The 19,738-nt window shown below is 45.5% G+C and carries 17 protein-coding genes and 1 pseudogene; 5 read left to right on the top strand and 13 right to left on the bottom strand.

The genetic code is table 11. The features are described 5' to 3' along the window. Nucleotides 1-190: 190 nt before the first annotated feature. On the top strand, nucleotides 191-1,060 hold the full coding sequence (locus AR543_RS13195; protein ID WP_060534961.1) for an AraC family transcriptional regulator: 870 nt from the start codon (nucleotides 191-193) through the stop codon (nucleotides 1,058-1,060). Nucleotides 1,061-1,307: 247 nt separating this feature from the next. Here AR543_RS13195 and AR543_RS13190 read toward each other — a convergent pair whose 3' ends face one another. From AR543_RS13190 to AR543_RS13150, 9 genes and pseudogenes are all read right to left on the bottom strand, one after another. Continuing rightward, the gene (locus AR543_RS13190) at nucleotides 1,308-1,586 is read right to left on the bottom strand and encodes an HPr family phosphocarrier protein (protein ID WP_017812075.1); all 279 of its coding nucleotides are present in this window, start codon (nucleotides 1,584-1,586) and stop codon (nucleotides 1,308-1,310) included. Between the two features lie 371 nt (nucleotides 1,587-1,957). Continuing rightward, the gene (locus tag AR543_RS13185; RefSeq protein ID WP_060534960.1) at nucleotides 1,958-2,641 is read right to left on the bottom strand and encodes a hypothetical protein; all 684 of its coding nucleotides are present in this window, start codon (nucleotides 2,639-2,641) and stop codon (nucleotides 1,958-1,960) included. 25 nt (nucleotides 2,642-2,666) lie between these two features. Further along, on the bottom strand, nucleotides 2,667-3,476 hold the full coding sequence (gene pdxK / locus AR543_RS13180; RefSeq protein WP_060534959.1) for a pyridoxine/pyridoxal/pyridoxamine kinase: 810 nt from the start codon (nucleotides 3,474-3,476) through the stop codon (nucleotides 2,667-2,669). A 98-nt stretch (nucleotides 3,477-3,574) separates the two neighbouring features. Beyond that, the gene (locus AR543_RS13175; RefSeq protein WP_060534958.1) at nucleotides 3,575-4,516 is read right to left on the bottom strand and encodes an oxidoreductase; all 942 of its coding nucleotides are present in this window, start codon (nucleotides 4,514-4,516) and stop codon (nucleotides 3,575-3,577) included. A 27-nt stretch (nucleotides 4,517-4,543) separates the two neighbouring features. Further along, entirely contained in the window at nucleotides 4,544-5,356 is an 813-nt protein-coding gene (locus tag AR543_RS13170; protein WP_060534957.1) for a uroporphyrinogen-III synthase, read from the bottom strand. A gap of 84 nt (nucleotides 5,357-5,440) precedes the next feature. Further along, nucleotides 5,441-6,058: a flavin reductase family protein gene (locus AR543_RS13165; RefSeq protein WP_060534956.1), complete on the bottom strand. Its 618-nt coding sequence runs from the start codon at nucleotides 6,056-6,058 to the stop codon at nucleotides 5,441-5,443. Between the two features lie 364 nt (nucleotides 6,059-6,422). After that, nucleotides 6,423-7,885 (bottom strand): annotated as a pseudogene (locus AR543_RS13160) (DHA2 family efflux MFS transporter permease subunit). 64 nt (nucleotides 7,886-7,949) lie between these two features. Next, nucleotides 7,950-8,537, bottom strand: coding sequence for a TetR/AcrR family transcriptional regulator (locus tag AR543_RS13155; protein WP_060534955.1), 588 nt, complete (start codon nucleotides 8,535-8,537; stop codon nucleotides 7,950-7,952). A 204-nt stretch (nucleotides 8,538-8,741) separates the two neighbouring features. Continuing rightward, nucleotides 8,742-9,254 carry a mismatch-specific DNA-glycosylase gene (locus tag AR543_RS13150; RefSeq protein WP_060534954.1) on the bottom strand — a complete coding sequence of 171 codons (513 nt, stop codon included), beginning with the start codon at nucleotides 9,252-9,254 and terminating at the stop codon, nucleotides 8,742-8,744. A gap of 263 nt (nucleotides 9,255-9,517) precedes the next feature. Between AR543_RS13150 and AR543_RS13145 the strand changes: the two genes are divergently transcribed. Beyond that, nucleotides 9,518-9,898 carry an IDEAL domain-containing protein gene (locus AR543_RS13145; protein WP_158523961.1) on the top strand — a complete coding sequence of 127 codons (381 nt, stop codon included), beginning with the start codon at nucleotides 9,518-9,520 and terminating at the stop codon, nucleotides 9,896-9,898. Between the two features lie 289 nt (nucleotides 9,899-10,187). Then, nucleotides 10,188-10,610: a DUF4190 domain-containing protein gene (locus AR543_RS13140; protein ID WP_060534952.1), complete on the top strand. Its 423-nt coding sequence runs from the start codon at nucleotides 10,188-10,190 to the stop codon at nucleotides 10,608-10,610. Here AR543_RS13140 and AR543_RS13135 read toward each other — a convergent pair. Both AR543_RS13135 and AR543_RS13130 read right to left on the bottom strand, forming a co-directional pair. Further along, nucleotides 10,607-11,473, bottom strand: a complete 867-nt coding sequence (locus AR543_RS13135; protein ID WP_060534951.1) for a VOC family protein — start codon at nucleotides 11,471-11,473, stop codon at nucleotides 10,607-10,609. The two genes, AR543_RS13140 and AR543_RS13135, sit on opposite strands and share 4 nt — an antisense overlap. 247 nt (nucleotides 11,474-11,720) lie before the next feature. Then, the gene (locus tag AR543_RS13130) at nucleotides 11,721-12,659 is read right to left on the bottom strand and encodes a cellulose binding domain-containing protein (protein WP_158523960.1); all 939 of its coding nucleotides are present in this window, start codon (nucleotides 12,657-12,659) and stop codon (nucleotides 11,721-11,723) included. A gap of 458 nt (nucleotides 12,660-13,117) precedes the next feature. Between AR543_RS13130 and AR543_RS13125 the strand changes: the two genes are divergently transcribed. After that, nucleotides 13,118-14,797, top strand: coding sequence for a multicopper oxidase family protein (locus AR543_RS13125; protein ID WP_060534949.1), 1,680 nt, complete (start codon nucleotides 13,118-13,120; stop codon nucleotides 14,795-14,797). A gap of 317 nt (nucleotides 14,798-15,114) precedes the next feature. Further along, a complete protein-coding gene (gene mprF, locus AR543_RS13120) occupies nucleotides 15,115-17,760 on the top strand; it encodes a bifunctional lysylphosphatidylglycerol flippase/synthetase MprF (RefSeq protein ID WP_060534948.1) in 2,646 nt (881 codons plus the stop codon). Between the two features lie 188 nt (nucleotides 17,761-17,948). Here the strand turns inward: mprF and AR543_RS13115 are convergent, their stop codons facing one another. Continuing rightward, complete coding sequence (locus AR543_RS13115; protein WP_060534947.1) at nucleotides 17,949-18,497, bottom strand: hypothetical protein; 549 nt, start codon at nucleotides 18,495-18,497, stop codon at nucleotides 17,949-17,951. 319 nt (nucleotides 18,498-18,816) lie between these two features. Then, nucleotides 18,817-19,389 (bottom strand): hypothetical protein, encoded by a 573-nt coding sequence (locus tag AR543_RS13110; protein WP_060534946.1) that lies wholly within the window; start codon nucleotides 19,387-19,389, stop codon nucleotides 18,817-18,819. Nucleotides 19,390-19,738 lie beyond the last annotated feature (349 nt).

Raw genomic sequence — 19,738 nt, 5'->3', positions numbered from 1 at the left:
CATCACGGGATCATGTATGTAAATTAACTAAAGTTAAAATATCCCCATTAATTTAGTAGGAATACCGTGATTTAAATCATAGCAAAAACAAAGATTATCAAACAATGTCATTTTGTGCTGTTTTTATTTGTCAATATGTGTTGTATAATGGTAGGGTACCTATTAAAACAGAAAGGATGAATACGAACGGATGGCAAGTGATATTATTATTCAGGCCGAAAGAGAAAGTCTGGAACGTTTTATGCTTTCTCCTTCTTCATTCATACAAACCGGCGGACTGTGGATTACACAGGCAGGCCGTTATTCTATAGAACCGGGCTGTCGGAGATTATTCGCCAGCAATCCCACTTGTTTCTGGGTAGCTAACCGGCAGGGTGGTATGATTATCAAAAACGGTCATAATTATGTACTCGGCACAAATAATATATGGTGTATGCCTTCTATGGCTACCATTGAATATATCAATAATACCGATGAACCTCTCGATACGTATTTTGTAGGCTTTACCGGTCCCCAGGCTGATCTGCTGATCCAGGAAAGCAACATGAAGGACGGTTACAGCGAACTCAGTACCGAGCTTTTTGAACAGATGATTGACTATTATAATCTTATATTAAACACGAATCAGCGTTCTGATACCTTTAGCGCTGAACTACGTCGTCTGGAGCTATTATTCGGTATGTTCGCCATGCTGTCCGCCAATCAGGCAGCACGTACCGATTATACCCCGACCAAAGATCCCCTGCCCTGGATGGAACAGGCGATTGAATATATTCATGCCTATTTTGATAAAGGGCTGACTGTGACCCAGGTTGCGAATTATGTCGGTATTCACCGCACCCATTTTAGCAAACAGTTCCACGAGAAATACAGAACTCCTCCTGCTGAATATATTCGCAGTCTCAAAATGGAAAAAGCACGTCGCCTGCTATCAGACACCAATGATTCTTTGGCCGAAATCGCTTTTGCGGTAGGTTATCCGGACGTCTTTTCTTTTTCCAAAGCATTCAAAAAGCATAGTGGATTTACTCCCAAGCGATACCGGGTGCACAAATTTTGATGGTTGATATCGCCTCACTGTCGAAGCACACGCTGATCTGCTTCGCATTTTTTGAAAATCACCATCCTTCGATGCTCGCAAAACAGAAACAGATATTATTCTACAAACTTCAATAAGATCAACACTCTCCCGCTTGTCATAGAATGCTATATCCGTCCATTATAAAATACAAAAATCCCCGCTGCCGTGAGCAGGTCGATAACGATCCTGCTGCGGTAACGGGGATTTTATGATATTCAGCTGCAACCTACATCGATGGTGCAATAATAATTTGTTCAAACAGCGACTGCACATATTCCAGTGCTTCCAGCTCATCCTTGCCGCGTGTAGTCAGGCAGATTTCGGTGTTGGCTGGAATGATGGTCAGCATCATACCGAGCAGACTTTTCACATCCACCTCTCTGCGGTTCGTGTCAGGACCAAAGGATACGCGAATATCGGAAGCAAAGCGTGATGCTTCGTTGGCGATGCGCAGCAGATGTGCGCGATCCAGATTACTTTGAACGGTAAATTGATGTACTCTCATGTTCTCATATCCTCTCTCGTATTGGCATAATGGGAATTGATCCATTTGTGAGCTGCCTGTTGAACGATTAGGAAACGTCTATTGTAGCGAATAGGCAGCAGGAACGTAAAATCTGTTCCGTGCCTGGAAAGTTGTAGAAAAAATATAACCGCTTTAACAATTCAACAAGCTATATATAGTTTACATTTACCTGTTTTGACGGCAAATGATAGCCAACATTCACAAATTATCTCAAGTAAATATGCCATGATCATTTTCATGAAAATTCTATTTGTTACAAAATAAATAAAAGGGTATTCTGGCACCAAAATACCCCTGCCATAACGATAGGCAGAGGCTTTTGGATCGTGCGAGGTACCGTATGATTCTATTTACTGCAAGGTCACATCTTCATACCAGGTCAATTCATCTCCCGCTTCATTACGAAGCGTAAGTGTTACTTTTCCTTGTTCTCCACTGTGGCTCTGATTATAAATAAAACCAAAATTACGCTGGTCACTACTTGCAAAAAATCCGTCTTTGCCATTCTTGCCATTTTGTACAGCCTGATCAAACGTAGCTGTCTCATTGGAATTGGCAGCTTGCCATTCCATATTGCTTACTTTGTAGCCCTGCGGCAAAGATTCTACACGCAGGAACAGCTGACCCGGGCCTTGTTGAACAGTACTGATTTTCAGTTCTTTGGTCTCCGGGGTCAATTCGGGATTGGCATTGTTGCTGGTTCCTTTATCCGTACCTGCATCTGTGCTGCCTGCTCCTGTACCGTTATTCCCTGAACCAGCAGCTGATCCGTTAGAGCTGTCCGGAGCGGTAGTTCCATTACCGGTCGTACCTTCTGTTGATCCGGTAGAGCCGGTATCCGAACCGTTACTGGTGCCAGTTTCTGGTGCTGTTGAGCCGGTACCTCCCGGCTGCGCCTCTGTTCCGCTATCGGCCCCAGTCTCACTCGCTGCTGGTGGCTGAACAGGCTGATCTTTGTCCGATGAACAGGCACTGACCAGCATAAGCATTAGTACAAGTCCTGTACCTAGTATCCATTTGGATAAGCGATTCATAGCAATTCCTCCACTCTACAGGCTGTTATTTCAGTTGCAGACGGTGAGCCGCATGCAGTGTAGGACCTACATAACGGTTCAGCGGGAATCCATTGGATATCGCCTGTGTAATGAAGTTTTTGGCATCGCTGTAAGCATCCTTCACAGCCAGACCTTTTGCCAGACCTGCCGTAACTGCTGCAGACGTGGTACATCCTGCACCATGCGTATACTCCGTAGCGATTGCATCCACTTCAAACCAGTCAAAGCTTTGACCGTCATACAGCAGATCCAGCGCTTTGCCTTCTTTGACTTTACCGCGGGTTTTGATCAGTACATGCTTGGCACCGCGCTCATAGATACGTACGGCTGCTTCTTTCATCTGATCTTCCGTCGTAATTGGACCGGTCTTCGCCAGCTGGGAAGCTTCAAACAGATTCGGTGTAACCAGATCGGCGCCTGGAATGAGCAGTTCCAGCATCGCTTCTGTATTTTCCGGCTGAAGAACTTCATCCGTACCTTTGCAGACCATCACCGGATCAATTACGATGCGGTTCAGCGGGTAACGCTTCAGATAGCTGGCTACCAATTCGATAATCTCAACCGAGCCGAGCATTCCTGTTTTCATCGCATCAAATCCGATGCCTTCCAGTACGGTACGCATCTGCGCTTCCACTACGTTCAGTTCGACCGGGAATACCTGATGATTCCAAGTCTCCGGTTCCATAGCTACGATAGTAGTCAGCACCGTCATACCATAAACGCCTAATTCCTGAAAGGTTTTCAAATCCGCTTGAATTCCTGCTCCGCCGCTTGTGTCCGAGCCGGCTATCGTTAAGGTTTTTGGTATCGTCATGTGTGTAATTCTCCTTCGCATAGAGTCCCTTTATTTTAGCACAACCTGACATGAGAATACATCCTTTTCATGAAAAGGATATGTAAGTTTCAGCTTATTCATTCTTCTGTCTGGTGAGCTGATGTAAAATCATAATGTACATTTGTCAGTTCTTCGGATACCTTCCACAGCTTGGCTGCTGTCCCATAATTCACTTTGTGTTCAAACGAAATATCATGCTGTGGATATCCTTTGCGGCTGCCCGGACCATCGGGACCGATAAATTCACCGCCGATCAGAGAGGGTTCGGTCGCTGCATACAGGGTAGGCAGTGCGCCAAATGCCGCTGTCTGGCTGAATAATCCCCAGACAAAACGAACCGGCCAGATCGCCTGCTTGCCTGAACCGCGCGAGACCAGATTCGTATTGGCAATCCCCGGATGGCAGCCTACACTGATTGTATCAGCACCTGCTTCGTTCAGCCTTTTTTGCAGTTCTTTGGCAAATAACAGATTCGCCAGCTTGCTCTGACAATAGAACTTGCCGGCACGATAACCAATTCGTCCATCCAGATTGTTAAAATAAATATATCCTGTTCGTGCCGCAATACTGCTGAGCGTTACGATTCGTGAATGTGGAGTAGCCATCAGCAGCGGCAATAGATGGCCAGTCAGCGCAAAATGTCCCAGATGATTGCTGCCGAACTGCAGTTCAAAGCCCTGCTTGGTTTTCTGGTAAGGCGGAATCATTACTCCTGCATTATTTATCAGAATATCAAGAGAGGTATAACGGCTCCGATACAGCTCGGCAAATTCCCTGACACTGTTCAGATCGGCCAGATCGAGCGGCATGATCTCGACCTGTGCTTGTGGATAGCGCTGATTGATCTGAACGGCTGCCTGCTTGCCTTTATTTGCATTGCGTACAGCCAGCACCAATGCTGCCCCTTTGGCAGCCAGTTCCATGGCTGTCTCCAGCCCCAGTCCTCCACTGCCTCCTGTTATAATAATGCGCTTGCCTGTCTGATCCGGTATACGACTCGCTGTCCACTGCTGACCCATCCCTGTTCACTCCATTTCGTGATCTGATCACTGCTGCTCGTAATATTTGCTCATTTCAATAATCATTGCACCCATTCGCTCATTCTCTGGAGCTATAATACGCTCTACACCTTCCTGTTTCAATGCTTCGGATGTTACTTTGCCTACCGATACAGCCAGTATACGCGATCCCATTTCTTTTCTCAGCAGATCGGCATATCCATGCTCAGCCGCATCTGCGAATAGATTGCGCACCTGCACTGCTGTTGTAAAGCAAATCGCATCGATCTCGCCAGCCGCAATCTCCTGTCTGAGCTGCGCCAGCGTATCCGGTTCAGGTCCCAGATTCTGATAGGGAAGCATCGTATGCACGGATGCCGCCCCTTTCTCCTGCAAAAAGCGAACCAGCTCGGGCGCAGGATCACCATGCAGCTGTACCCAGATATTCATGCCTTCCAGGCGGATCTGCTGCAGCTGTTCCTCCAGCCCTTTTACCGTACCATCGGAATCCCGTACATCCGGAGCCAGATCTTTTGATTTGAGCGTATTATAGGTTTTGTAGCCTCGAATAGCGATATTCGCCTGACGAACTGCCGCTGTAAAATCCTCGCCTATCCCCAGACGCTCTGCCGCTTCGAATAACGCAGATGCTCCAATACCTGTGGTGAAGATTACCCATTCTGGTTGTTCTTTAATAAAACGCCGCAGTTCCTGCTCCATTTCCTGCTCTTTGAACAATGTAATGCCTTGAAGAGAACGCACTTCGGCTTGTCCGCCCTGACGTTCGATCAGTACAGACATTTCTTCCAGTTTGCGTGAGCCTGCAATAATTACTTTTTTGCCATCCATTGCCTTTGTCATGTATATCCCCCTGTATCCCCATTATTCTGTATTTCTGTATATGGAGTTATCATTTAACCTTTGAACTGGAAACAGATAAATCGGTTAACTCGGACGGTCAACACTAAATTGCTGGGCCAGACCCGCATAATTATTGCCGGCAAGACGTGCTACAGGCTTCAGCTGTTCGGTGAGAATATACATATGCTCATGATCGATTACCGTTTCGTCAAAATGGTAACACAGCACGCGCACAAGCAGCAGATCCTGTACAATGATACCTTCACCGTTGGTGATGGCCACATGCTGATCCAGCTGGCATTCATAACGTACCAGCGCTTCACGGATTCCCGGTACATTCACTTTTTCACTCGGTATCGTATGTAGATCCGTCAGATCCAGTTCACTCTGATCCGGCGGCAGACTGGCCGCCGTATGGTTCATCTGCTCGGTCATCTCCTCGTGCACGATATGAATAACGAGCTCCTTGCTGTCCAGAATATTGCGCGCTGTATCTTTCATCTGTCCCTGCTTGCGCGCGATAGAAACCGACAGGATGGGAGGATCGGAAGCAACAATATTGAAATAACTGAACGGGGCAATATTAAGAACCCTGGTTTCGGAAAGGCTGGTGACCATCGCAATCGGTCTTGGCACTACCGAGCCGGTGAGCAGCTTGTAATTTTCAATAGTAGAGATAGATTCAGCGTGTATGGTTATCATATTTCTTCCTCCTCGGATAGTGGGGTGTATTTTCTTTACTATATCTTAAATTATACGCAAAAACGATGGATAGACATGATGGAGCATGCAGATTTGGCATCACTCCTATTATTTACACATTATATACGACATATATACAGTGCCTGATCTTATCTGTATTCGGCAAGAGACAGCCGCAAAGCAGCAGCTTACTTGGTCGCGCAACTCATTCATTGAAGATAAAATGAAATGCCCCGCCATTCCTGTTAAGGGATAACGGGGCATTTATTATCTGTCAGAACAGATCAATGAGTCTATTTGCTGGTTCAGCTTCATAATTTATATGAAGCCAAACAGATGATCAACTTAACCGGAGTTCGGCTTTTTAATGCATTGGACCTTGACCAGCCTGCTTGCCTACCTGTACGCGACGGACAAAGAAGGAACATACCAGACCGATCACTGACAGTACCAGTGCGAAAATAAAGGCATGCTGGATACCTGTCGTAAATCCGGCCAGCTGATTCGCCGGACTTTGCGGATCGGTTACACGGCTCAGATAACCGGTTTGTCCGGCACTCAGAATACTAACAGCCAGTGCAGTACCAATCGCACCTGCTACCTGCTGCAGCGTGTTCATGATAGCTGTACCATGCGGGTAGTATTCGCTTGGCAGCTGATTCAGACCATTCGTCTGTGCCGGCATCATGATCATGGAGATACCTACCATCATGAACAAATGCATAGCGACAATCATACCTACAGGTGTATTCGCATTAATACCTGTATACATGAACAGAATAATAGCTACGACTGCCAGACCGATAATAACCAGCCATTTCGGTCCGAATTTGTCAAACAGTCTTCCCATAATCGGTGACAGCAGACCATTCAACAGACTACCCGGCAGCAGTACAAGACCTGCAGCCAGAGCTGTCAGCGCCATACCCTGCTGCAGATACATTGGCAGGATCAACATGGATGACAGAATAATCATCATACAGATGAACACTAGGATCAGACCGATCGTGAACATTGGATAACGGAATGCCCGCAGGTTCATTACCGGCTGCTCCATCCGCAGCTGGCGGATACAGAAGATAACGAGAGATATACCACCGATCAGCAGTGCAGCAATAACAACCGGACTGGTCCAGCCGCCGCCTTCTCCATGACCGCCAGCACTACTGAATCCGTACACGATACCACCGAATCCCAGTGTAGACAGAACGATCGACAGGATATCAATCTTCGGTTTGGTCAATTTGGAGATATTCGGCAGGAACAACAGACCACATACCAGTGAAATAATAAAGAACGGCAGTGAAATCCAGAAAATCCAGTGCCATGTCAGATTAGCTAGAATCAGACCCGAAATCGCCGGGCCGCTCGCCGGGGCAAACATAATAACAAGCCCGATCAGTCCCATCGCCGAACCACGCTTCTCTATCGGGAAAATAACCAGAATCGTATTAAACATCAGCGGCAGCAGCAGTGCTGTACCTACCGCCTGCAGTACGCGTGCTACCATCAATATTTCAAAACTCGGTGATAGCGCAGCAACAATTGTTCCTGCAATTGAAAAAACAAGCGAAGTCGTAAATAACTGCCTTGTCGTAAACCACTGCAGCAGCAATCCTGAAATAGGTACCAGGATTCCCATTACCAGCAGATAGCCGGTAGTCAGCCATTGAATAGTTGTCGGTCCTACCTGCAGCTTGCCCATTAGTGGGGTGATGGCTACATTCAGTGCCGTTTCTCCAAATAGTCCGATAAACCCGCTTAACAGCATGGCGAACAAGATCGGCATTACCTTGTATTGCTTAGTTTCTTGCTGGTCCTCTGCAGGACCTGTCTTCATGGATACGTCCACGATCCCATCCTCCTTTGATCTCTCTCTGTTGTATTTCATTTAGTGATTCATGCTTGCGCTCTTCATAACGACAGACAAATAATCGGCTGCCGTGAGCATTGGTTCTTTGCTCTGGTTGGTCAGACCGATAATCAGAGCCCCTTCCATCATGGAGATCATCAGCAGCGCAGCCTCTTTGGCTTTTTGCTTGGAGGCTCCCTCCTGCTCCAGTCGTTCAGCGATAATCTGCTGCCAATCGGCAAATACGCTCTGGCAGGCCTGACGCAGCTTCTCACTGATACATGATGTCTCTACTGCCGCCCAAAAGCTAAATGGCAAAAATCCGGTATACCCGGCCTTCTCCGCATCCTCAGCCGTTTGATGAATAAAATAGCGAATCGCATCTCCTGTATTATCATGCATGTCAAACGTGTCTTTGAATTTACCCAGAATATACTCATTGGTTTTCTGAATACATTCATAAGCAAGTTCTTCTTTGCCATGCGGAAAATAATGATATAGCGAACCTTTCGGCGTTTCACTTTCTTTAATAATCTGGCTAAGACCGGTGGCATGATATCCCTGGGAAAAGAAAAGTCTGGCTGCTGTATCAAGAATCAGCTGTCTGGCATTCGACTTTTCGCTCACAAGAATCACATCCTTCACATTAATTATAACGATCGGTCTATATAATTAAAGCTTTTTCAAAACAGATTGTCAATAACTATAAAATGGTAATTGATTTTCTCCGATGATACCTTAACAGCTGTTTCACTTCCTTACAGATATTCATACCGCAACTCCTTTCATTAGAAAGCAACCCGGATGAATCGGAGAATGCAAATAGACGATCTATTGGTCTCCAGGTATTCTGTTTCTCAGCTGCTTATAGATATGCACGATATCATCCATCGGGATACGGACCAATCCGCTTGAAGATGGCGCTACAAATTCATGTACACCCGATGTAACCGGTTCTTTCTGAAATCCCCAAGGTGCCTGCTTGCGCTGACTATACTGGGTATACACGCCCTTGCCGACAAAACAGGCAATAGACGGTTGATACAAAGCAAGTTTACGACGAAGTTCCTGTCTTCCTTCACGATACTCCTCGGGCAGAATATCTTCGGCTCCACGAGTAGGCCGGGAGACAATATTCGTGAATCCGTATCCCAGTTCCAGCAGATCTCCATCCTCTTCCGGATGATACAGTCGCGGCGTGATTCCTGCCTGATACAGAATCTGCCAGAATCGGTTGCGTGGATTGGCATAATGATGCCCCACTTCTCCAGAACGAAGACTTGGATTGAAGCCAATAAACAGGACAGAAAGATTGTGCTTGATATGATCTGCGATTGCTGGCATAATGTCACCTCATATATATTTTCATCATTTTTTTCTCTTTTTCGACAAAACTACTATACAATATATAAGACTATTGACCGATATATTTATTCAACAAGCAATAATTACCAAGTCGAAATGACCTTCCCGCTGAATATGAACATTAACATTTAAATTAAAAATTACTATATCGAAAAGGAATGATTAGCATGATTAAATTAAACGAAGAGCAAATTTATGCTGTCCTTCATAAACAACTGAACAGAAACTTCCCTGTACAAACAATGGAACTGCAATATCATATCGAAGCCGATGCACGCCTGATCAATGAAACCGGCAGCGTCTCCCTTACCAATAAACACTACTGGGTAAAAGTAATGGATTGCATCTATCCAACACATGCCCGTCCGATCCTGATGAGTGAAATCATCTACTTCCTCAGACAAGAGTATATGGACAGCACGATCCGTGTATTCATGGAGCAGGATACAGACGGCAAAGTATCTGCTACTGCTGAAATTTCTTTCCAGGATCAAGTTGTTCTTGAATCCGAACAACTCAAAAGCCTGATCGATCTGGCACTTGTCGTTAAAGACAAACAATGGTTTGATGAACTCACAGCCAGCTATCTGATGATGAACCGTTCCCTGCCAAGCTCACTGTAATTGCATATAACCGATACGGGACTTTCCATAACGGAAAGTCCCGTATTTGTATTCTCTATTCCAAGTGTAACACCTTAATGTAAAAATAAATCCTATGATTGCTCTCATTTATATATTTCATGCCAGCCATCAGATAACCACCCCGGTGCAGGGATGACGGTTCGGACAAAATAGAGTAATTTGAAATGCTTTTATAAAGAAATGTTGTTATTATGTAAAAGATGGTTGAATAGATAGTAACAATCTTATTCATAACTCTCATACATACCCTATACAAGGAGGAATTACAATGGGACCCGAAGATCCATATTCACGCCCGCCGGGCAACGGTGTACCACCTTATAACCAGTATGACCCTTATCAGCAGCCATACGGACCCGTGCCAAATAACGGCAAGGCTATCGCTGCGCTCGTGCTCGGAATCTCGTCGATTGTATCCATAATGATTTTTCCGGGAATCGGAATTATCCTGGGGATTCTGGCTATTATTTTCGCTGTTATAGCAATGAAAGAATTACAGCATCGACATCAGCAAGGACGCGGACTGGCAATAGGAGGTCTGGTATGCGGCATTATCGGATTCATAATCCATGTGCTGCTCGTTCTGTTTATTGTAGTTATCATTGGTGCCTCTCTGGCCAGCTATTCGCCGGTCGGCTCGGATGAATGGGAACCGACCATTGAACAGAACAGTGATGCAGACTTCTATTAAACAGCTGCCGTATAAAAAAGAATCCGGATATGACTGGGATCGGTAACCCAGAGAAACTGTTCTTCTTCATCGGCAGGGATGCCGGCAGACCGTACCCGTGCTTTTACCTCATCCAGTGCTTGACGATCAGGCAGCTGCAATGAATAGTAATCAATACCGGCAGCGTTGGCAGGTGCTTTTTTTACCCCAACGCCTGCCCAGGTATTGAGCCCCAGGTGATGATGGTAACCGCCTGCAGCTATAAAAGCTACCGAGCGATTATCGGTCAGCATCATTTCAAACCCAAGCACATCTACATAAAATCTACGCGCTTCAGACAGGTCAGAGACATGAAAATGGACATGGCCTATTTTTGTGCCTGCAGGCAGTCCAGTCCATGTTTTGCCTTCGGCCAGTTCTAGCAGCCCTTCTACATCTACAGGTTCTGTGCCCATTATAATATAGCCATGCTCATCCTTCTGCCAGGTTTCTTTTGGTCGATCTGCATAGATCTCGATCCCGTTATTATCCGGATCATTAAGATACAATGCTTCACTGACCAGATGATCCCCTTGTCCAATATTCTGCCGATGCTGCAGCAAATTGCGAAGCGCCAGCCCCAGACTAACACGATCTGGTAGCAAAATAGCAAAATGATATAATCCTGCTGCCGATTGCGGAGGCAAAATCACCGCATTGGCAATTTCCTTGATGATTACGATAGGATGAATACCATCTGCAGACAAATGAGCAGTCGTATCGTCCTGCTGCAATACCTGCAGGCCGATTACTTCGGTATAGTAAACAATAGAACGCTCCAGTTGGCTTACTTTGATTTTGACCAGACCGATTTCCAGAGCAGGACTGATAACGTGCGTATCCATAACTTTTCCTCTTCTCTATACTTACTTATTTTTTATAAGTATATTAACATTTTGTAAGTTACTAATCAAGTACGATTATGGATACGGTTATATCTTGTGTGATGATATATATTCATTTTTATTTGGATCATGCAGCAGAAATTATATTGATTAATGGATACGAGTGCATGAATTTCCTCTTCTCCTATCCAGCACAAAAACAGACAGCCTCTTGTTGAGACTGTCTGTTTTGTAATGTATCTGTCGATTATTCTTCAGTTACGCCTGGATCTTGTCCCCATACCGGTGCACCTTGATAGTACAGTACGATGTGGTTATTGTCGCTCATTGTTGTGCTGTCATTGTAAGAGTAGTCAGCTGTACCGGAACCACTGGAACGCTGAATAGTAAAGCTCATATCGCCTGTCTCGCCACCAGCCGGGATAATACCTGCTTCGGCATTAAAGCGCAGCTCCAGATAGCTGTCAGCACCTGTTTGAGGGTCTTCCATATTTACGATATATGGCTCTACGTTCTTCGCACCAAAGCTTACATTCCCGATGGAAACGCTCTTGGTTGTCAGATCTTTACCACCTGTAAAGTAATAACGAACACGGATATCGCTCAGATTGATATCTTCGCTACCTGTGTTCATGATGTTGACCATTGGACGGATTGCACCGGAAGTGCTGCCGCCAGCTGAAGAACTGGATTGTACCACCAGTGATTGTGCTACACTGCCTGTTTGAGCCATTGGAGCAGCAACTACCGGAGTAGACATCTGACTAACCTGGCCATCTCCATAAACTGCGTTTACCACATATCCGTATACACTGCCGTTCATCACGGACGTATCCACGTATACAGCATCGGTTACACCTGTAGTATGAACAGTGTACGTATTGGCTGCTACGCTGTCGTATGTGTTATTTACAACATTATAACGACGTACATCATAGCTAGATGCTCCCTGTACAGGTGCCCATGTCAATACAACCTGCTTGGAACCGGAACGTGCCTGTACATTGCTTGGTGCAGCCGGTGCAGATGTGTTAGTCCATGCAATATCGTTGGCTACCACATTGCTTTCGATAGCAGCATGCGCGCTTGGCGCTGCCATAAAACCTCCTCCTGCAGCAAAAATAGAAGCGGCCACCAGAATAGAAGCCTTTTTGGAATAATTGAACATTTCGTAATCTACCTCCATATTGTATAAGTTTGGTATTATGCAGATCATGCTGTTAAGTATTTGGCTCAGTACCTCTATGTTGGATATATTGGAACCTGCTTCTCTCCTCCTTTACTTGTCCTCTACCTTCAGAATCGAGCGGCTTATGTGTAGGATGCCAGCCCGAATATTGAGCCCGGTGAGAGATTATTAAACAGTAATATAGCAAACAAAACACCTAGCAAGCTCAAATTATAACATTTTTGTTACCAGTTGAAGATAGACAGCAAGTTCTAATCGTCAATAAAACGACAATTCCATAAGTCCTACTCTTTGGTAATTTAAGGCATAATATATAAGGTAAGTACTCTGACTTTGTTTTTTGTCTGTACCCAGCCTGTGTATTTTGTACTATATATTGCTTTTACTTTGTTCTATGCAATTATTGATTTAATTCAACCATCCGAATGACATATTTATATACCAAGGGAGAGATAATGTTGCATTCGAAGTCCGATTTTGCGCCTTTTCAATCTACACACCCATTTTCCTATAAAACCGTTAGCCTTTTTATAATGCTGATGGCTGCTTTGCTGCTGCTTGGAGGCTGCAGTGAATCAGCAGACAACGGGCAGCAGCCTGCGACCAGCTCGCCGGCCCCAGACACCTCGATGTCCGCTCACTCCATGAATATGGATCACAGTGCCCATATGGGTACGACTGCTGTTGCACCGGAAGGCAGTATTACTACCAAGCCTGCCGATATAACCACCCAGCAGCAAATACTTACCGGCAAAGAAATCACCCTTACCGCGCGCAAAGCTCATCTGGAGATCGAGAAAGGCAAATATTTGCCAGTCTGGACATTCAATGGCTCTGTACCCGGTCCCCAGATTGAAGTAACACAAGGAGATACGGTTACTGTTCATCTCAAAAATGAACTCGATGTTCCAGTCTCTATTCATTTTCATGGTGTAGTATTGCCTGTAGCTATGGATGGAGTTCCCGGTGTCACCCAGGATGCAGTTCAGCCTGGAGGAACATTTACGTATACATTCAAGACACTTCATGCCGGAACCTACTGGTATCATTCACATCAGGACAGTCTCAATCAGATCGGCAAAGGATTATATGGTACCTTTATTGTCAAAAAGAAAAATGCCGAACCGGTCGAGACAGACCGTACACTTGTGCTGGATGAATGGAATGATCCCAATACCCATGCACCTGATCGGGAAGCCAACACAGCAGCCCTCAGCAGCAATATGGGAATGTACAATATCTATACGATTAATGGGCGTAGCGGCAGTTATATAGAACCTGTGCGTGTCCAGCAGGGCGATCGGGTGCGTCTAAGATTTGTAAATGCAGGCAATATGACTCAGCTGCTCTATATCAATCATGCAGCTTATCGCGTAGTGTCTACAGATGGCGAAGATATCAATAGACCACAGACACTTCAACGTGGACTGCTGCGCATTGCGCCTGGCGAACGATATGATGTAGAATTCATAGCTGCCGAGCCTGGCGTACAGCTCATCGGAGCTGTCGGTGATTCGGATTTTGCCCGCTCTATGCGTATTCCTGTCGTTACGGAGACCGCTGATACGACGCTCAGCGATACCCAAGTGAATGACCAGGTAAATAGTCAGCAGAACAAGCTAACTACCCAGATGGTCGCCAAATGGCCTGAGCTTGATCTGACCCGTTATGGCAAAGCTGCTCCATCACAGTTCAATCTGCAGCAGTCTTATGACCGGGATTACCGGATGACCCTGAATATGGGAGTCAGCAATGGTCAGACTGCCTATACGATTAATGGACAGGCTTATCCCAAAGCTGACAATATGACTGTCAAAACGGGCGACACCGTGAAGATTACCATGACTAATGAATCGGTCAATGAAGACCATCCGATGCATTTACACGGTCACATTTTCCAGGTATTATCCAAAAACGGCAAACCGCTTTCCGGTTCTCCGCTCTGGAAAGATACACTGAATGTGCGTCCTGGCGAAACTTATGTAGTGGCCCTCAAAGCCGCTAATCCGGGAATCTGGATGTTCCATTGCCATGAGCTACATCATGCTACAATGGGGATGATGATTGATCTGGTCTATGAGGACTATGTATCTACCTATAAGCCTGATCCTGGGGTCAATAACATTTCCGAGTAACCGGCCTTGTCGATCGTCTGGTATTTATGACATTTATGTATCAAAAAAGCAAGCGTCCTGTTCTATGATAGAGAAAGTCTCCATCATAGAACAGGACGCTTTTGTGATCATCGTGCAACAAAACCAGGTTTTCTGTGTAATACATAGTGAGAAATAGAATGAAAACATCACAAAATGTTTTTCGGATACCGATGTAGTATGATAGTAAGTATCTGAAATATCCAGATTGCAGATATACAATATATCTATTGTTACATGAATATGCTCTATTGAAGATGAACCCTAATTATATCTATAAAGGTGGAGTTAAAAACCCCATGAGAGAGTCTTTACGCAAACTCAAGATCCTGCAGTTGCTGACTGCCTTATTCAGGGCCAGAATCATCAAAATACTTATTCCCCTGATTATCCTTGCGGTTATCTATATGCAGGGACGAAAAGAAATTGAACATATTAATCTGGCAAGAGTCTTTTTCGAACTGCGGCATATGCCTCCTTCGGCTATTATCCAGATTCTGATTGCTTCCTTTGTAGCGGTATCGGTAATGAGTACGTATGATTATTTGCTGCGACGCCAGTTCAAGTTGGATGTAAACTGGAAAGCAACCTTCCGGTATGCATGGATTGCCAATACGTTTAACAATATGATCGGATTTGCCGGACTTACCGGTGTCGGTCTGCGTACAATCCTATACAAAAAAAGCGGAATACCGATGAAAACGATGGGGGCAGCCGTTCTTTTCCTGTCTCCAATCATGCTGGTAGGCCTGTCCCTGCTGGGTTGGTTGACGATTATCGGTGTTTTCCCGGCAGAGCCGCTGTTTAACGCTCATCCATGGCTGCGATTTGCCGTATGGGGAATTTCGCTATATCTGCCATTCTTCTTGTTGATGCAGCGTTCATCTTTGTTCGCCAAGTGGTTTCATAAGGGAGAAGGCAAGCTTCCATGGAAAGTAGTTATTGCTTCGGTAGGTTCTTCTTTTCTGGAATGGGCGTGTGCAGGACTGCTGTTCTGGATTGTCATTTACCATGATCTGGCGCATCTGCCTTTGCAGGATACGCTGGGTGTATATATCGTAGCGGCAATTGCAGGTATTATCAGTATGGCACCGGGTGGTATCGGAGCCTTTGACCTGACTGCGCTGCTCGGTCTGCAATCGCTGGGTGTCGATTCCACCCGCGCGATTACTGCCCTGCTGCTGTTCCGTATTTTTTATTTCCTGATTCCCTGGCTGATTGGTCTTGTACTGGCTGCTTTTGAGATTACCCCAAGCCGCAAGCAAATGAAGGAAATGGTAACGACCGGTTATGACGCATCGCGCAGTGCCTGGCTCAAATTCTGGGGCTGGCCATCACAGTTTGGCTTCCTGGGTGATCTGGGTGCATGGGCGCTTGGTAAACTGGTATTGGCGAGTGGTATCATCCTGCTGCTATCTGCTGCTACACCGGGCCTGATTGAGCGGCTGCGCTTTATGGAGCATATCCTGTCGCTGCCGATTATGCGTTTTTCCGAACAGTTGTCGGTTGTGATCGGGATTATGCTGATTATTGTATCCCGGGCCATTTCGATGCGAATCCGGCGGGCATTCCTTTGGACAGCCGGACTACTGCTGGCAGGAGCCATATTTACCTTTGCCAAAGGATTCGATTATGAAGAAGCGATTATTCTATTAATTGTTGCTGTGATTCTATGGGTATCCCGTGCACGATTTAATCGGGAAAGTGTTAGCATAGCACCGCGTAATATTCTGATCTGGATCATTTTGGCTTTTGTTTCTTCCTTATCCTATTACGTAGTCGGTACACAGATCCATCCTGCACTGCTGCGTCATCTGCCGCTGCGTGCGCAGCAATGGTTCCTTGACCCGCATGAGTACGCTATTACGGCTGCTGTTGGATTTATCGGAGCTATTATACTGCTGGCTGCTATATTCGCACTTCGTCCGAACCGTCATATTGAAGATCGTCCGACTGCAGAGGACATGGATAAGTTTGCGAACTTCCTGCAGAATGAGCAGGGTAATCTGCTTACCCATTTGCTGTATCTGGGTGACAAATCCTTTTACTGGGCGCAAAATGATAAAATTCTGATCCCGTATTCCCGTGTCAGAGACAAGCTGGTAGTACTGGGAGATCCGATTGGCGAGAAAAACCTGGTCGGTGCTGCTATTCAGGAATTCCAGCGTTATGCGGATCATTATGCGTTAACAGTGGTCTTTTACCAGGCCGCTCCTGAATATCTATCGATCTATCACGAGAATGGCTACAATTTCTTCAAGCTTGGTGAAGAAGCATTGGTACCGCTTGAGAAATTTACTTTGTCCGGCAAAAGTAACCAGGGGCTGCGTACAGCCAAAAACAAATCCGAGCGTGAAGGCCAGCAGTTCGAAGTGCTGCAGCCTCCATTCTCTTCCGAGCTTATGGCAGAACTGCGCGTGATCTCTGACGAGTGGCTAGGCGACCGCAAAGAAAAAGCCTACTCTCTTGGCTGGTTCAATGAACAGTATATCCAGCAGTCTCCTATTGCTCTGTTGCGCGATGCAGAACACCGTATTCTGGCTTTTGCCACGTTGGCACCGGCTTACGATAATCATCAAGTTATTTCTATTGATCTGATGCGCCATCTGAATGATACGCCTAACGGAACAATGGATGTATTATTTGTCCGTCTGATCGAATGGGCCAAAGAAAACGGATATACCTACTTTAATCTGGGAATGTCCCCTCTTTCCAGTGTCGGAGAAAATATGAATGCTCACCGCGAAGAAAAGCTGGCACGTCTTGTTTTCCAGTATGGTGGTCACTGGTACGGATTCGAAGGATTGCGACGCTACAAAGAGAAATTCTCGCCCGAATGGGAAGCACGTTATCTCGCTTATCCAGCAGGCATTCCATTGCCTATTCTGACGATTGATTTGGTACGACTCGTCTCCCGCAGACCTCGCCCGGTTGAAGCGACGTAGGCTTCCCGGCAGGCTGTTCCGAGTAAACTTCTAGTCCTTTCCCGTTTCTATATAAAACAAAAAGCCCCCTGACCTGCTAAGAGCAGTTCAGGGGCTTTTGTTTTTTCATTTGTACTGCTTGCCTACTCTATCCGGATACACTGCTTATACTCCAGGGTATCGCGAGCTCATAGACCTTTAATCGATTATTATTTGGATTGTTCTACTTCTACAATCGTTTTCAGCTTGGTAGAAGCATCACCAGGAATCGGTTTTTCCGTATACTTGAACGTAATTTCGGAACCTTCTTTTAATTTGCTCATTGCATTCTGTACGCTGTCATTCAGCTGATATACAACCGGGCTGCCATCTACCATGATTTCGGCAGAATGCTCATCTGCCAGTCCGGAAAATGTACCTTTAGCGACTTGGGTCTCGGCATTGGCAGTTGTATCATCAGCTGCTGCCGTATCTGTTGTACCTTTGGTAGTACCTTCGCTTTTTGTACCATCATCCGTTTTTGGAGAAGAAGCCTCTGCGCCATTACCGTTAGTAGCTTCAGTGTTATCTTCCGGCGTAGTTGCTGGTGTAGAAGGGGTCTGCTCGGTCACTTCCGTTTCAGTACTGCTGTTCGGAGCGGGAGCTGCCGCTGGTTGCTGTTCCGCCTTATTGCCACAAGCTGCCAGAAGCAGCACTCCTGCAAGCAGGATAAATGCAAAGGGAATCCGTTTGAATAATGATTGCTTATTTAGTTGCATCGTAAATGCACCTCCTCAATAGTGTAACGCATCTTCAAGCCAAAAGTTGCAGCAAACAGCTACAAAGCAAGAGAGCCTTATACCAAAAGCATACCAGATTCTGGCGTGGTAATAAAATTTACATATACTCTTTATCTGCTGCGATGCTGCCTGATGGCTATATCATAACAAAAGGAATCGCCAGAGCCGGCTACACAACAGGGCGCCAGAGTAACGATTCCTTGAGATAAAAAACATACCTATCACTTGTAACAAAACTGTTTATTGCTCTGTATCCCGATATGACTATTGATTGTATCCAGTATCGCTATGATGCGACTTAAGGAATATATTGCTGAACGATTTTTACAACTTCACCATCTTTGACAGTAATGTGATACGGGAATACTGTCGGATCAAGCAGATCCGGCTTTTGGAAAATGGCATTCAGTTTGGACATGCTCACCGGTTCATTCCATTTGGTATCAATATCTTTCCAGCTGCCTGTATGATCGTAGATTTGCATCAATACCTGTGCGTTTGCTGGAGCTGTATAGTTAAAGGTAGTTGTATCTGTATTGGTAATGTAGTAGCCATCCGGCGCACCATCGATTCCGCTATCCGGATTTTCTTTGGCGAACACCTTGTTGGCAGCTTCGCCAATATACCAGTTGATAGGATCAATAGTAAGATTGAATCCACCATTACTGTCACGTTTGATTTCGTTAATAAAAACAGTATAGGTTCCATCTGCTGGAGTTGTATCCTCGGTATATGTGTTCTGATATACACTTTGTGTTACTGTTGATGCCTCAGCTGTACTGACCGCTCCGGTCTGACTCAAGCTGCCCGAAGTCAAAAAGATTAAAGAAGCAGCACCCGCTCCAAAAATTCCCATCATTGTTTTAATCATCGCTGCATCTCCCCTTCTAATTGGTCAGTCAGCAATATCGGCTGACAATAACCTGCTTGTTCATAAATATGGACTTCTATCGGCATTTATTTACCGCTTTGCTTCAAGCGGTGTGTAACTCTTATTAACCAGATTGCCTTTTTCAAGAACCATTCAATTTTTTCCAGTTTCACTTTTGACGGTAATATCAAGAGTGAATGGCGCCTGAATGATTGCTGTGTATTGCTTGCTTCCTAACCATACTATATACGGATATCGCAGCGAAAAAGTTGCAATAATGTTAATACTGATTTACAAAATTAATACCTAGTCCTAAAACCTTGTTATACAGGAATTTTATGCGGCCACC

Source organism: Paenibacillus bovis (genome assembly GCF_001421015.2).
In the GTDB taxonomy this organism is placed as follows: domain Bacteria; phylum Bacillota; class Bacilli; order Paenibacillales; family Paenibacillaceae; genus Saccharibacillus; species Saccharibacillus bovis.
The sequence above is the reverse complement of the archived record's forward strand: the minus strand, read 5'-3'. Positions and strand labels throughout refer to the sequence as shown.